The sequence below is a fragment of the Helicobacter bilis genome (genome assembly GCF_001999985.1).
GTDB lineage: Bacteria > Campylobacterota > Campylobacteria > Campylobacterales > Helicobacteraceae > Helicobacter_A > Helicobacter_A rappini.
This window is the reverse complement of record NZ_CP019645.1, coordinates 347,195-361,297: the sequence shown is the minus strand read 5'-3', so window position 1 is coordinate 361,297 and position 14,103 is coordinate 347,195. Positions and strand designations below refer to the sequence as shown.

16 protein-coding genes are annotated in these 14,103 nt (G+C 34.4%); 4 read left to right on the top strand and 12 right to left on the bottom strand.

Annotated elements, in window-relative coordinates; all coding sequences use genetic code 11:
- Positions 1-209: 209 nt before the first annotated feature.
- Positions 210-521, bottom strand: a complete 312-nt coding sequence (locus tag XJ32_RS01660) for an outer membrane beta-barrel protein (RefSeq protein WP_077388142.1) — start codon at positions 519-521, stop codon at positions 210-212.
- A gap of 1,564 nt (positions 522-2,085) precedes the next feature.
- On the opposite strand from XJ32_RS01660, the gene XJ32_RS01655 reads away from it, so the two are divergent.
- Together XJ32_RS01655 and XJ32_RS01650 are read left to right on the top strand one after the other, a co-directional pair.
- Complete coding sequence (locus XJ32_RS01655; protein ID WP_077388141.1) at positions 2,086-2,790, top strand: cytochrome c biogenesis protein CcdA; 705 nt, start codon at positions 2,086-2,088, stop codon at positions 2,788-2,790.
- Positions 2,791-2,803: 13 nt separating this feature from the next.
- The gene (locus XJ32_RS01650) at positions 2,804-4,051 is read left to right on the top strand and encodes an amidohydrolase family protein (RefSeq protein ID WP_077388140.1); all 1,248 of its coding nucleotides are present in this window, start codon (positions 2,804-2,806) and stop codon (positions 4,049-4,051) included.
- Positions 4,052-4,349: 298 nt separating this feature from the next.
- Here the strand turns inward: XJ32_RS01650 and rplQ are convergent, their stop codons facing one another.
- The 11 genes from rplQ to tolB all read right to left on the bottom strand — a co-directional run bounded on the left by rplQ (position 4,350) and on the right by tolB (position 12,265).
- Positions 4,350-4,703 (bottom strand): 50S ribosomal protein L17, encoded by a 354-nt coding sequence (gene rplQ, locus XJ32_RS01645; RefSeq protein ID WP_004088500.1) that lies wholly within the window; start codon positions 4,701-4,703, stop codon positions 4,350-4,352.
- A 10-nt stretch (positions 4,704-4,713) separates the two neighbouring features.
- Positions 4,714-5,727, bottom strand: coding sequence for a DNA-directed RNA polymerase subunit alpha (locus XJ32_RS01640; RefSeq protein ID WP_077388139.1), 1,014 nt, complete (start codon positions 5,725-5,727; stop codon positions 4,714-4,716).
- An 18-nt stretch (positions 5,728-5,745) separates the two neighbouring features.
- Positions 5,746-6,372 (bottom strand): 30S ribosomal protein S4, encoded by a 627-nt coding sequence (gene rpsD / locus XJ32_RS01635; protein WP_004088493.1) that lies wholly within the window; start codon positions 6,370-6,372, stop codon positions 5,746-5,748.
- 11 nt (positions 6,373-6,383) lie between these two features.
- Positions 6,384-6,779, bottom strand: a complete 396-nt coding sequence (gene rpsK, locus XJ32_RS01630) for a 30S ribosomal protein S11 (RefSeq protein ID WP_004088492.1) — start codon at positions 6,777-6,779, stop codon at positions 6,384-6,386.
- 10 nt (positions 6,780-6,789) lie between these two features.
- Positions 6,790-7,152, bottom strand: coding sequence for a 30S ribosomal protein S13 (gene rpsM / locus XJ32_RS01625; RefSeq protein WP_004088490.1), 363 nt, complete (start codon positions 7,150-7,152; stop codon positions 6,790-6,792).
- 3 nt (positions 7,153-7,155) lie between these two features.
- Positions 7,156-7,269 (bottom strand): 50S ribosomal protein L36, encoded by a 114-nt coding sequence (rpmJ, locus tag XJ32_RS01620; RefSeq protein ID WP_005216958.1) that lies wholly within the window; start codon positions 7,267-7,269, stop codon positions 7,156-7,158.
- 197 nt (positions 7,270-7,466) lie between these two features.
- Positions 7,467-8,627 carry an MFS transporter gene (locus XJ32_RS01615; protein WP_077388138.1) on the bottom strand — a complete coding sequence of 387 codons (1,161 nt, stop codon included), beginning with the start codon at positions 8,625-8,627 and terminating at the stop codon, positions 7,467-7,469.
- A gap of 69 nt (positions 8,628-8,696) precedes the next feature.
- Positions 8,697-9,245: an FKBP-type peptidyl-prolyl cis-trans isomerase gene (locus tag XJ32_RS01610; RefSeq protein WP_034564942.1), complete on the bottom strand. Its 549-nt coding sequence runs from the start codon at positions 9,243-9,245 to the stop codon at positions 8,697-8,699.
- Between the two features lie 10 nt (positions 9,246-9,255).
- Positions 9,256-10,188, bottom strand: coding sequence for a tetratricopeptide repeat protein (locus XJ32_RS01605; RefSeq protein WP_077388137.1), 933 nt, complete (start codon positions 10,186-10,188; stop codon positions 9,256-9,258).
- A gap of 31 nt (positions 10,189-10,219) precedes the next feature.
- Complete coding sequence (locus tag XJ32_RS01600; RefSeq protein ID WP_254422416.1) at positions 10,220-10,921, bottom strand: OmpA family protein; 702 nt, start codon at positions 10,919-10,921, stop codon at positions 10,220-10,222.
- Positions 10,922-10,978: 57 nt separating this feature from the next.
- On the bottom strand, positions 10,979-12,265 hold the full coding sequence (gene tolB / locus XJ32_RS01595; RefSeq protein ID WP_005216965.1) for a Tol-Pal system protein TolB: 1,287 nt from the start codon (positions 12,263-12,265) through the stop codon (positions 10,979-10,981).
- Positions 12,266-12,795: 530 nt separating this feature from the next.
- Between tolB and XJ32_RS01590 the strand changes: the two genes are divergently transcribed.
- The gene (locus XJ32_RS01590; protein ID WP_077388136.1) at positions 12,796-13,329 is read left to right on the top strand and encodes a hypothetical protein; all 534 of its coding nucleotides are present in this window, start codon (positions 12,796-12,798) and stop codon (positions 13,327-13,329) included.
- A gap of 216 nt (positions 13,330-13,545) precedes the next feature.
- The gene (locus XJ32_RS01585; protein ID WP_077388135.1) at positions 13,546-13,986 is read left to right on the top strand and encodes a D-Ala-D-Ala carboxypeptidase family metallohydrolase; all 441 of its coding nucleotides are present in this window, start codon (positions 13,546-13,548) and stop codon (positions 13,984-13,986) included.
- The last annotated feature ends 117 nt before the right edge of the window (positions 13,987-14,103 follow it).

Here is a 14,103-nt window from a genome sequence, read left to right as displayed (position 1 = left end):
TCGTGTTGTTTTGCACCCTTACGCCCTGCACCCACCCGAATGGTTGAGAATCTGATCTCTAAATCAATATAAAAAAGCAAGTTTGAAATACAAAAGATTCCCCACTTTAAAAGTGGGAATGGAATTTTAATAATGTAAGGTTGTAAGACTGAACAAATAGGTTGAAACAAAATAAGGCAGAACAAATAAAGGTTATGCCCTATAAAACATTAGAAAATGTAAGAATAACCTACATTAATCACATGTGTATTCATTAGTATTTCGCTTTTATCATTCTTAGTCTTTGAGCTATATCCAGCTGATAGGGCTTGGATTTTTGCACCGATTTCTACTTTATGTGATCCTGCAAAAGTCGCTGCGATACCTACATTTATAGGAATATTGAATCCATTGTAATTCTGTTCTTTACTCAAAGTATCAACTATCATTTTTTCGCCAGTTAATCCAGTGATACCATAGCCAAGCCCAAAGCCTACATACGCACCAAGTGTGAAGCTATCTGTATTTAAGAAATTCACCATTACATCGGCACTTAATGTTTAATTACAGATATAACACTTTTCAAGCTTCAAACACCCCTTTATAATTCTGTATAGCCTTTTGTATAACCTTTTAAGGTTAAATCAAAAATTACAAGTAAAATAACACATATTCTAAAGATTTAACCCTTTAAAATACCCTTACTACAACTTAAAATCTAAGCCTTTTTTATATGATTTTTATCCAGTGATTATATATTACATTTTCACTTTACAAAGTGTTATAAACTAAGCAATACAAAATTACGAATTAATTAAAGCTTTGATACAAATTGGAATTACATATATACAAAAATATTAAAGTTTTGATACAATCTTAACAAAACCTGCAATGTAACATTACCAACAAACAAAAGATTAAAAGATGCATTCCAAAACATAAAAGAAGGTAATAAAACATTAAAAACATGATTAGCGTATGATTAACTTGTATAAATGTATGATTGAGTTGTGTAAGTAGTGTTAAGATATGTTTTGCATGTGTATTAAGTTTTAAAATCTTGTTTGCCTTGTTTTGCATGTATTGCAAATGTTAGATTATTAAATTAAGACTGAATGATTAAGGCTTTATTGACTCCACTTGCAGAATCCACAAGAAAGTCACCGAATTGGCGCATTGTTGTTGCAAAATCTTTTCCTAACTTATGTAGCCTTATTAATATTTTCACTACTTGCTACATTTTGCAAAGCATTGTTAAAAGCGTTTTGCACATGATTTAAACCTTTTAAGCCTTTATCATTAACTCCGCCCGCTTCACTCTTTTACTCCACCACTTAAAGCCCTCAATTGATTAGCAGTTAGCCCCGCATACTTAAATTCTGTAAGGCTTCATGCAATACATCACTAGATAGATCATCAAATATTTTATCTTGTGATTTATCTAGCAAAGTTTGTAACTGTGTTTTCCAATCCATTTTACCCAGTCATTATGATTTATTCCAAGTTGTGATAAATCTTTGTTGGCGTTTATGCTTGTTTTATTATCTTGTTATATGTGCTATTATTTTAAATCATCTTTATTTCTAGTGATTAACTCGCTCATATTTTGCACGGCTTGTAAGGTTTTGTCACCAAAGTTTTTAATGTCAGTGATTTTTGCTTTATATTGATTATTTATATATTCCTTGCCAAAACGAGCAATTTTATTTGATTTTTTATGGTGTTTGTATATTCACTTTAGCTTTATAATCCCAGTTCCCATTACAGCAATACTACCAATCCCCGCCATACTTACAAAGCTCATCATTTTTAATTTATTATGTATCGTTGCTAAATGCTTTTTAGTATGCTTTCATCCATTGTTAAATTTATTGAGGCTTTTATGTGTTAGTGTGTTTTTGTATTTGTGGTTAAATGTTTTCTTGTGGGTTAAAAAGTTAAAGTTTGATGGCAAATGTGCAAGAATTCTACATGAAATATCTATAAAGCACTATTTGGAATCCTTCAAAGCAATTCTAGAAAATTTCACATTTGTTGTAGATATTCTAAGACATTGAGTATAATTTTATTTCTATACTATATTTATAAGCTATTTGGATTAACTCTATGGACTTTTTACAAAAAATATTTTTTGAATTACCGCTTATTGCAAGTTTTTTGGGTGGGATTCTAAACTTTCTTGCACCTTGCATTCTGCCGCTTATACCATCTTATATGAGCTATATTTCTGGGAGTGTGCTACATGATGAGACAAAGTATTCTCGCTTTAGTATGTTTCGCAATGCAATGCTTTTTGTTTTTGGGTTTGGGCTTGTATTCTTTTTGCTTTTTTTAGCCATGTTTCAAATTATCGATAATTTTTTTAATTATCCCATTGTGCGATATATTTCTGGCGGTATTGTTATCCTTTTTGGTATCCATTTTTTGGGAATCTTTCATATTGCAATGCTTAATCAAACAAAGCAATTAAACCTACAAAAGCTAGAACAACATAAGATTCTAAGATTTATCGCACCATTTATTATAGGCGTGGGTTTTGCGGCGGGCTGGTCGCCTTGCTCTGGTCCTATTATTAGCTCTATTGCCCTGCTTGCTTCTATGAATGAGGGACTTGCTATATACGCTAGTTTAGCTTTTATAGCCGGGCTTTCACTCCCTTTTTTATTATTAGCTCTCTTTTTAGACAAGGGATTAAATCTCATACGAAAAGCAAAAAAGCAATTAAGAATTATTGAAAAAATATGTGGTATCTTTTTAATTGGCATTGGAATCTTAATCATTTTGGGTGATACTTCTTTATTTATGAGTTAATGAAAGGATAGATATGCAAGAAGATAAAATACAATGTTTTAAAAATGCGAAAATATTTGATGATGAAAAGGGCTTTGTGCAAGGCAGTGTGTATGTGCAAAATGGCAAGATTATACAGGTTATACAAGATTCTATTTCGTTTAGAGATGATTTGCGAGAATGCGAAGAGATTGATTGCAATGGGTATGCGATATTGCCAGCTTGTATTGATATTAATGTATTTCCACTTGATAAAAAGCTTGGGGCAAAGCCCATACACACACTTGCAAATAAGGCACTTTATGGCGGTATCTCTACCATCTTTCTTAATCCATACACACAGCCAAGCATTGATAATGAAGCTATGAATGCCCTTATTGAAAGCATTAATTCACACAATAGTGTAAATATTTATCCACTTATTGCAAGCACAGATTCAGAATCTAGACTAAGCAATATCGATACATTGCATAGTCTTAATAAAAATGCAAAGGCAATTTTTAGTAATTCTGCGATTGGGTCTAATCTCTTATATCAAAGTATGCAATATGCTAAAATGCTTGATTTACCACTTTGTGTATTTGCATTTGATTTCAATATCGAGCAAGGTGTGGCGTATGAGAGTGCGTTTGCAAGGGGGCTTGGACTACCTATGATAACGCCGATAGGACAAATTAAAGAAGTTGCAAAGATAAAAGAAATGGCAAAATTCCTTGATATTGAAGTCATTTTTATGTCTATGAATATAGCCCATACACTCGATATGATTTGCCATGAAAAAAACATGCACGCACAAGTTGGACTCCCACATTTAATCTTTAATGAACAAAGCATAAAAACCTATGATACACGCTACAAAATGACCCCACCCCTGCTTACTCGGAGTAAAAAAGAAAAACTTGTAAAAAGATTGCAAGAGGGCAAAGTTTCTCTTCTAACAAGTATGCAGCAAGAAGTCTCAAAGCAGTATAAAGAGCAAGTATTTGAATATGCAAGTGAGGGTGTATCTGGTATTGAATACTTTTTTAGCCTTGCATATACCTTGCTAGTGAAAGAAGAGATTCTGTCAATGCGAGATTTAGTAAAGCTTACAAGTAGCAATGCAAGTAAGCTTATGCGACTAAATAAAGGACATATTGCTACACAAAGAGATGCTGATTTTATGATCGTTGATTTGGAGGAAAAATTTGAAGTTTTAGATTCTACAAGTCTTTATCATGGTTTAGAACTATATGGGAAGATTAAATATATGGTAGTTGATGGCAAGTTGCATAAATTGTGATTGCGTTGTAATGAAAGTTTAGTGTAGATTAAAATCTACTTTTATAAAACCATCTTATAATCATTTGGAAACAACAGATAACATTAGAATCTATAGTATGCCATGCTTAGTATCATGTTTATACACCTTTTATAGTATTAAAGACACTAGGGGATAAATTTAAGGATAATTTGAGTTTGTAACTTGAAATTTTTACTTTGGGGATAGAAGATAGAAATCTTGTGTGTTAAATATTGCTATCCAACACACCAGATTAGCTAATACATTGCTTGTTGCTTACTGCAATAAGCACAAGTTTTTACTCAACAAATTCAATGATAGCCAATGTAGAAGCATCACCTCTTCTAATGCCACTTCTTTGAATACGAGTATAGCCACCATTTCTTGCAGAAAACTTAGGAGCTATTTCTGTAATCAATTTTTTAGTTGCCTTCTTATTTTGCAATTCAGCAAATACATATCTATGTGTATTAAAGTCCGCATTCTTTGACGCAGTAACAAGCTTTTCAATATAGCTTTGTAACTCTTTTGCTTTAAATACACCTGTTTCTATTCTACCATGCTCAATAAGGGCGATGCTTAGATTCTTTAACAATGCCTTTCTATGAGAAGAAGTCCTGCCTAATTTCCTATAACCATGTTTATGTCGCATATTATTCCTTTTAATTTTGTCCTTTTAATTTTGCCAAACGCTTACTTAAAGTCGTAGCTAATTCATGTGGTAAATCCGCACCAACCGCATAGCCAACTTCATTTAGCTTTGCTGTAATCTCATCAAATGAGCGTTTGCCTAAATTTTTAATATTCTTTAAATCACTCTCATTCATCAATACCAACTCACCTATGTATTTGATATTTGACTTCTGCAAACAATTGCTTGGACGATGCTCTAGGTTGAGTATCTCAACACTCGATAGTAATACCTTTAACTCTGGGCTATCACCATTTAAACGACCATTGCTTGTTGGCACATCACTAAGTTCTGCACCAAACACACTCATTTGAGAGTGCATGATAGCAACTGCTTCTTTGAAAGCTTCCATAGGCTCAATTTGCCCATTTGTTTCTACTTCAAATACAATCTTTTCAAAGTTAGGGTTACTTTCATGTAAAACATTCTCAATGTCATACACAGCCCTTTTTACCGGCGTAAAGTCAGCATCAAGTGGTATATACTCACTACCTATTTCTTCACGGATGGTCTCACTCGCTACAAATCCTAAACCTTTATGTATTAAAATAGAGAATTTAAGCTTTGCATCACTATTAATATTTGCTAAATGTGAATCCGTGCTTAATACCGTGATATTTTCATTGCTTAAATGCTCACCACGCAACTCCATTGGACCATTAAACTCATAATGCAACTCAAATTTTTCGTGTTGCTGCATATCTTCATTTACTTTGAATTTCAAGTTTTTAATATTCACAATGAATGGTGCTACATCTTCAGCAACTCCACGCACAGTATCAAACTCATGTCGCACACCCTCAATCTTTATACCTATTGGCGCATATCCCACAGAGCTTGATAGTAGCAATCTGCGGACAGGATGAGCTATCGTAACAGCATAATGGGGTTCAAACGGATATGCGTGTAATCGAATGTGATTTGGCGCAATTTCTTCTATCTCAAGTTTTTCTGGAATATATGGTCTTACCTTTATACTTTTCATACTAAACCACCTTATGTATTATTTTGAGTATAGCTCAACGATTAAACGCTCCTCTATTGGAATCTCAACTTCGCTTCTTTCTGGATTGCGCGTAAAAATACCAAACTTTTTATCCTTATCAATATCAACCCAAGGCACAATACCAATTTGATCAGTAAGATCAAGAGAACGCACAATTTGCACATTGTTTTTACTTTTTTCTCTTACTTCAACTTTTTGTCCTTGCTTGATTTGGAATGATGGAATATCTACTCGTTTGCCATCAACTAAGATATGCCCATGTGTTACAAGCTGTCTTGCAAATCTTCTTGTAGTCGCAAAGCCCATTCTATACACAACATTATCAAGGCGTAACTCAAGCAATCGTATGAGATTCTCACCTGTGTTTCCTTCTTGTCTGTTCGCTTCTTTAAAAATAGAGCGGAATTGCTTTTCACTAATGCCATACATAAACTTTGCTTTTTGCTTTTCGCGTAATTGCAAACCATAATCAGATATTTTACCTCTTCTCATGCCATGCTGTCCGGGACCATAATCCCTTTTTTCACGCGCACTTTTACCAGCTAGTCTTCTCTCACCTTTCAGTGCAAGAGAAACGCCTAGTCGTCTTTCAATCTTTTCTACAGGTCCTCTATATCTTGCCATGCAACACTCCCTTATACTCTTCTTCTTTTAGGCGGACGACAACCATTATGTGGCAATGGCGTTACATCCTTTATCCATAACACTTTAATACCTTCAATCGCACCAACGCTTTTTACAGCAGTTTCACGACCACTACCCGGACCTTGCACCTTAATGCCCACTTCTTTAATGCCATGTTCTTTTGCTTTAGATAAAGCAGATTCTACAGCTTGTTGTGCGGCATAAGGCGTAGATTTTTTACTACCTTTAAAGCCTAATCCACCAGCAGTAGCCCAACACAAAACATTACCCATTTCATCAGTAACTGTTACATTTGTATTGTTAAATGAAGCAGCGATGCACACAATCCCGCGAGCAATATTCTTTTTTACCACTCTTTTTTTAACATTTGTTTGTTTCTTTGCCATACGCTACTCCTTATTTGCTACCAACGGTTTTCTTCTTACCTTTTCTTGTGCGAGCATTATTTTTTGTTGTTTGCCCACGCACAGGTAAGCCTTTTCTGTGTCTTAAACCACGATAACTACCTAAATCCATAAGAGCCTTAATATCCATTGTTACTTTTTTGCGTAAATCACCCTCAACCATATAACTTTCTTGAATCTTTTTGGAGATTTTTGAAATATCATCTTCGCTGAGATCATGAACTCGCTTATCAAAAGAAATATTTACAGCATTCAAAATATCTCTTGAGCTTTTAAGCCCAATACCATAGATATATGTGAGTGCATATTCTACTCTTTTCTTTTTTGGCAAATCTACACCAGCAATTCTAGCCATTTTTTATCCTTGTCTTTGTTTATGTTTTGGATTCGCACAAATCACGCGAACCACACCCTTGCGTTTAATGACTTTGCATTTATCGCACATTTTTTTGACCGATGGTCGAACTTTCATAACGGACTCCTAAAAAATACGGATTTAACCCAATTTTTTGGATTAAGCCGATGATTATATCTAATAATGGTAAATATGAAAAAATATCATGAGTTTCAAATATCAAAACTTAAAATATTTTTCTTGTATAATCTCAACAACTCAAATACATAAAAAATGAATACTGCAAATTAGCACAATTAACAAATGCTATTGTTTCATTTTACAACTACAACTCTTTGTGCGTAATAGCCAACAATATTTAACAATAAGCTTAGAACAATAAGCATAAAAATTGCATAAGTAAAGCTATGATATGTATCATGGAGTTTTCCAATAATCCATGGACAAAGAGAAGCCATAAGGTAGCCTATACCTTGCGACATGGCTGAGAGTTTAGTTGCTATGAATACATTTGCGCTTTTGCTTGAAATAAAAAGTAAAGCAACGCTAAAAACGCCACCCAGTGGAATACCAATCAAAACAGAAGCGAGTATAATCGACCATACTTCATGTGAAATAAGTAGCAAAAAATAGCTTACCGCATAAAGCATACAAATGACAACAATAAAAATATTTCGCATTTTTTGACGCAGAGAATGCAGCCATAACGGAATGATAAATGAGAGTGGGATAATAACGCATTGTGTGAATGTCATAATGCGAGAGATAAAATCCTTTTCAAAGCCAAAGTCAATCAGCAAACTTGGATACCATGCAAAAAAGCTATATGCCATCGCACTTTGTAAGCCCATGAATAGAGTGATTTTCCATGCATTTATATTTGCAAATAGTGAGTTTATCTTTGTGTAGCTTTGCTTTGAGCGAAAGATTCTGCGATTTTTGATTTGCGGTAGATAGCTTATAAACGCAAGAATGGCTAATATGACCCAGCAACTAAATGCTAAAGGTAGTGGTAAAACATGTGTCAATGGGAATATAGCGATTATCCCTAATGCAGCGGAAATATTTAATACTAAGCTATAAATCCCCATAATCTTTGGAATCTCTCTGGGAAACTTTGCCTTTACAAAGCTCGGCAATAAAACATTTGCTATAGCGATACCAGAACCCATGATTGCCGTGCCGACAAATAAGGCTGTGTTGCCCCCAACACAACGCAATATTTCACCAAGAATTATACACAAAAGTCCAAAAAACATTGCCCTTACAGGCTGAAATATTGCAACCAAAAATGAAACTATTCCAAATGCTAGTAATGGTAGTGAAGTTAATAATCCAACTTGTGCTGAGCTAAGTCCGTAGTAGTCTTGAAGTAAATTTGCAATCGGACCAGCTGAAGTAATGGGAGCACGCAAATTTATGCTGATAAGTATAATTGGCAAAAGATTAATAAAATAAATCTTTTTACGAGACATCTTATTGCCTTTTATTATTTGCGTAATGTAAATAAGCGGTTTCTATGCGTCATTCTTTATGCTGTGTGCTTAATGACTACAACCGCAGCCACCCCCGCCACCGCCACAGCAGCCACCTCCGCCATGTCCATGACCGCCACCGCTAGAGCAACCACAGCCACCCCCCATACTTGCTATAATCTCATCATCAGTAGCCTCTCTTACATTTAGCACTTCAACCCTAAAATCTAAAGTTTTCCCCGCTAATGGATGGTTATAATCAATAAGCACAGAAGTATCGTTAAAATCCGCAACAATGACTTGCACAGGCATACCATTTTCAGCTTGACCAAATAAAGTCATACCTTTTTCTAACTCAATATCTCCAAATTGTTCTCTGCCAACTTCTTGCATAAGCTCTGGATTACGCACACCATAGGCAAGTTCAGGTTCAACACTAAATTCTAGCTTATCACCCACTTTTGCGTTTTTTATGTGTTGCTCTAAACCCTCAATGACTTGAGATTGCCCGACAATAAATTCAAGCGGTTTGTTATCCTTGCTACTATCAATTGTCTGCTTTGTTTGAGAATCAAGCACTTCATAATTAATTGACACAACATTGTTATTTTCTATCATAATGTATCTCCTATTTTGATAAAATATCTTGGGCTTTACGACCTTGTTCGCTTTCGGGGAACAAGGCAACCAAGGTTTGCAAAAATTTTCTATAATTATCTGAATCATTTAGATATTTAAATGACCATGCGGTATGCCATAGCAAAATCGGCATGTAACTCGCCTTACTATCAAGACTAGCACTTGTCTTGTAATAAGGCAATGCCTCGTTATACTCTTTTCTTGCATAGTATATCTCACCGATATAATAACTTGATTCTGCTACTGCAAATTTCTGATCGATAAGATATTCAAAATAAGCCTTCGCTTCTTCATTGCGTTTTTTACGCAAGAGATTCTTTGCTTCACTCAGATTCTTGCTATTATCAGGTGAAAAATTATACGCTTGTTTTGGCATATTGTTGCTTGTTTGCATAGAATCTATGACTGGCTGATTTTGGATACCTTGTATATTATTTTGCAATGCTAAGGCTTGTTCGCTCAATACTTGGATTTGTTTTATAATCTCATCATTTGCTTGCAAAAAAGCTTCTGACAATTTATCAATTTTTTGATTAATCTGCTCAATATTTTTTGTATTTGCTTCAACTTGGGCTTTCAAATTTTTAACAAGCTCTGCTTGAGATTTTTGCGACATTTGATAAGAATCTACAATATCTTGAATATTTTGGATTTTATCTATCTGATTCTTAATTGTAATGCTATCTTGTCTTGAAGTCGCACTCATACCTTCATAAACGGTTTTTAATCCATCAACCGCTTGCTCCAGATTCACAATTTTATTTTGAAAATCACCAATAACAGAACGAGTAAAATCTGCAATATCTTTAAGGTCTCGCATATCCTTTTTTGTAGCACCACTTTGCAACTCAAATGCCGAAGGTTCGGCATAGAGTAATACAGATAATGAAGCAAATGCTAACAAAGACCTCTTAAATCTCATTGCAAAAACCCTAGCCAAGTTGTTACTTTTATTACTTCTCAACTATATCTGTGCGTCTATTTTTCGCATAGCACTCAGCAGTTTTTTCTCTACACACAGGTTTATGCATACCATAAGAAATTGTTGAGAACATATTTCTTGGTAGCCCCTGTAATACAAGCGCATCACGCACTGATATGGCTCTCTTTAGTCCCAACGCTGTGTTATATTCATCGCCACCAAACTCATCGGTATTGCCTTGCAATACAACCGCTTTAATATTTTTTTCTTTTATGAAATCAGCATTTGCTCTTACATAGTCTTTCATATCAGATCTAATGTCATATCTATCAAAGTCGAAATAAATTGTAGTGAGAGAATCTACTTTGATAGCATCGCCATATGCTGTGCCCTCATTATTTCCGGCATACTCTTCTTCAGTATCGCCATTGGAGTTTCCAGACATACCATTTTCACCAGCATTGTTATCTGCATACGGATCGCTTGAATCAGAATCACCACTGCCATCATAACCATCTCCCCCACTCACAGCACCATCAGGCATAAAACCACCTTCAGGCAAACCTGCACCACCCGGATTTGCCACTGCCTCTTCAGGTTCTTGACCATCAACTTCTTGTTGCACCTCTGTAGTTTTCTGCGTGGTGTTGCCATCCTTTTCTACACTTTTACTACCACAGCCAACCGCAAAAAAAAGTGCAAGTAAAACACTTGAAAGCTTCAAATACTTCATGATATCTCCTTAAATCTCAAAAAAATGTTTTGCTATTCTATCAAAAAAACAAAAAAATTACCAATCAAACGCTTGAATTTTTACATTTTTTAGTGGAAAAAGGAAACTTTTGTTAATTGATAATCGGATAATGCCAATTGCTTGTTCATTTTTTTGTTGGCGTAAAAACATAATAGAATCTCCATCATGAGAGAATGCTGGGATTCTATTTGTACCTATTTTACTCAAACGACGAACATAGTCGCTATGGGCTGAAACTAAATAGAGATTAAATACATTTAGCCCTGTCTCTTCATCACTTTCTCTACTAGAATACACTATATATTGCCCAAAAGTTGATAGTGTGCTATTGTTGCGTCCCTTAAATACAATTTGTGTAACATTGGCGTTTGGCATAAGATCTTGCATGAAAATATTTGGATACCCAAGTCTATCAGATACAAATACAAAACTTTTTTCATTATTGGTAAAATGTGCATTGACATCAATGCCTGAATACCTTGTGAGTTGTGTTAGCTTTTTACTCTTTATTTCATATAAAAAAATATCGCTTAATCCAACTGGGGCAAGTGATAATAGTAACTTATCGCCATGCTTTGACACATCAGACACTACCGCCATGCCTTGACTTGAGATGACTTTCTCGTTTTTTCCACTATACATATTATATTTATATATGGTCGCCTCATGCGTTACGAGTGTGTAGTAGAATTCTTCTTGCTTACTATCTGCCCATTTTGGAAACATGTTGAGACCATTACTGATGATAGTTTTTTGGTAGGTAAAGGTATAGTCTGCAATGAGAATATTGCTACGACCAGAACCAACATAATTTGAAAAAACGACATAACGATTTAGCCAATCAGCATTTGGTGCTTTGATATAATCATTAAGATAGCTCGCCATAGCATGGGCGATAAATGGATAGCGTTCTATCTCATCTTCTCTATATTCTGTTGTGATGGTCTTACCACTTGCATACTCATATAGGCTAAGGGTGGCTATGAGACTACCACCTTTTTTCTTTTGTGAAACTTGTGCGATAAAATTCATATTTTTATTTTTATAATCCTGCAGTGCAAGATTATTTTGCAAAATATCAGTCTTCAAGGTATCATCATAATATACATTAAAATGTCCAAGTGTCTTTAAGTCTTGCACCAACATTTTGTATATTGCCATGGTATTATCAGCACCATCACTACTTACAACTTGAATATTTGGGATATTGTCTGTTTGTCTTGTTACAACAATTGTTTTATCTTCCGCGTATAAGCCCACAGAATGCATGGCAAACATTGCACAAAACGCAAATATTGCATAAAAACACCTAAAGCGATACATTACACTTCCTTAGCTAAATTTATTGTTCGTGTAGAATGATAGCAATTTATTGTTAAAACATAAAATAAAACGCTGTTTAATCCACAAACACTACTCATTGTATTGCAAAATTGTTTATAGCTATGGGCATACATGACCTGAGATTTGTGCTATAATCTTGCACTATTCTTTAACCATCTCGCCATCAATTTTTAAAGTAGAAATTAGATTTTCTATTTGGTTTATCTTCTGCAATATATTATCAGTGGTGAATGCAGCATTAAGGCTATCGTTGCTGATATGTATGAGTTTGTAGAATCTAGGATGTAGTTTCTGTTATATTGAGCATTTAAAAGGGAGAAATATCTTTTTAGATTCTAAAGTGTTAGACACTTTGCTTTGCAGGTCATCATAGTGACTAGATTTGTGAGTATTGTAAATGAAAAAGTGTTACAAAAAAAAGGGCAAATGCTTTTGTAAAGCATGGAAGAAGGATTGTAGATGTAAATAAAAGCTATGAATGTGAATATGAAGTATGGAATTATGGCGGAGTGGAAGTAAAATATTATAAGAGTATAAAAGAAGTAGGGACAAATAAGGCAGTAGAGATAAAGCAAACAGAACCTATCGCACAGACTTATAAATGCTATAAATGGCTAGTAAGAGAAGAGGCAAAGGCTAGGATACGATTTAAAGATAGAAAGCATAGTGTGCATTATACAGCGAATATATTTTCAACAGAAGAGATACGAACGCCTTGTGTGCCACATTTTGAAGCAATAGAGGGGGAAATTGTTGTGCCGCCTAGTTTTATTAATGGCAATCGCTTTGAAGAGACTATAAAAGCAATAGTAAGAACAGATGTATGCAGGTATTTTGACACAAATACTCGTTTTGCATATACAGATGGGGAATATAGTATTAATAACCCATTTGCTAAATTTGTGGCAGTAGCTGATACGCCAAATAGGGATTTTATAGAAGTAACGATATATCATAAAGAGAGTAATCAAGGAAAGAGTATAACGACTTACTTTGGAATAAGTCCATTTTTGAATGCAAAAAGGAATATAACGATGTTTTAACCGACATTTGAATTTATTTATAGCTTTGTTATGCTTTGTGTTTAGCTTTTTAAGGTTGCATTATGGCTTTAATCGTTTTAGTCTTTAAAAAGCTTTGAATTATTTTTTAGATGTTTCGCTTACGCTCAACATGACAAAGCGATAATGACTAGCTATTTTTAGTCATAATCTTTGAAATGAAATGCCAAAACTGAATTTTAGTTATAAAGGAATAAAATGAAAGAGAACAAATACTTTAAAGAAGCTGAGTTTAAATGCAAATGCGGTAAATGTGAGTTGCCAAAAAGTATGCCAACAGATGAGTTAATCGACACGCTAGTAGAGATTAGAGAGCATTTTAACGCCCCTATTACTATAAATAGCGGTTATCGCTGTCCTACACATAATAAAAAGATAGGTGGAGCTTCAAAGTCAAGGCATATAGCAGGTGATGCAGTGGATTTTGTGGTAAAAGGCATTCCTACTAAAAAGGTATTCGAGCATGTATTAAAAACATATAATGACAAGCCCTTTGGTATTGCAATAAGCATAAATCCAGCCGATGAGTTTAGGGGATTCGTGCATTTAGATACAAGGGGTTATAAGGCAAGGTGGAGTTATAATAAAGCAGGTGAAGTGTATCTAGCAGAGATTAAAAAAGAACTTAATCTAGCTTAGTGTGTGATACTTTGAAACAACTTTACACATAGCTTCATGTTGGTTTAAGTCTTTTATTGCAAGTTAAGTTAAAATCAAGTAATATCCATGCAAAGAAAATAAAAGGCAGGTGTTTGC

Bases quoted from the DNA above. Each gene is read 5' to 3' on its own strand.
- XJ32_RS01605 (WP_077388137.1), bottom strand. From the start codon at position 10,188: ATGAGATTTAAGAGGTCTTTGTTAGCATTTGCTTCATTATCTGTATTA.
- XJ32_RS01600 (WP_254422416.1), bottom strand. From the start codon at position 10,921: ATGAAGTATTTGAAGCTTTCAAGTGTTTTACTTGCACTTTTTTTTGCG.
- XJ32_RS01655 (WP_077388141.1), top strand. From the start codon at position 2,086: ATGGACTTTTTACAAAAAATATTTTTTGAATTACCGCTTATTGCAAGT.
- XJ32_RS01615 (WP_077388138.1), bottom strand. From the start codon at position 8,627: ATGTCTCGTAAAAAGATTTATTTTATTAATCTTTTGCCAATTATACTT.
- rplQ (WP_004088500.1), bottom strand. From the start codon at position 4,703: ATGCGACATAAACATGGTTATAGGAAATTAGGCAGGACTTCTTCTCAT.
- XJ32_RS01650 (WP_077388140.1), top strand. From the start codon at position 2,804: ATGCAAGAAGATAAAATACAATGTTTTAAAAATGCGAAAATATTTGAT.
- XJ32_RS01585 (WP_077388135.1), top strand. From the start codon at position 13,546: ATGAAAGAGAACAAATACTTTAAAGAAGCTGAGTTTAAATGCAAATGC.
- rpsM (WP_004088490.1), bottom strand. From the start codon at position 7,152: ATGGCTAGAATTGCTGGTGTAGATTTGCCAAAAAAGAAAAGAGTAGAA.
- tolB (WP_005216965.1), bottom strand. From the start codon at position 12,265: ATGTATCGCTTTAGGTGTTTTTATGCAATATTTGCGTTTTGTGCAATG.
- rpsK (WP_004088492.1), bottom strand. From the start codon at position 6,779: ATGGCAAAGAAACAAACAAATGTTAAAAAAAGAGTGGTAAAAAAGAAT.
- rpmJ (WP_005216958.1), bottom strand. From the start codon at position 7,269: ATGAAAGTTCGACCATCGGTCAAAAAAATGTGCGATAAATGCAAAGTC.
- XJ32_RS01640 (WP_077388139.1), bottom strand. From the start codon at position 5,727: ATGAAAAGTATAAAGGTAAGACCATATATTCCAGAAAAACTTGAGATA.
- rpsD (WP_004088493.1), bottom strand. From the start codon at position 6,372: ATGGCAAGATATAGAGGACCTGTAGAAAAGATTGAAAGACGACTAGGC.
- XJ32_RS01660 (WP_077388142.1), bottom strand. From the start codon at position 521: ATGGTGAATTTCTTAAATACAGATAGCTTCACACTTGGTGCGTATGTA.
- XJ32_RS01610 (WP_034564942.1), bottom strand. From the start codon at position 9,245: ATGATAGAAAATAACAATGTTGTGTCAATTAATTATGAAGTGCTTGAT.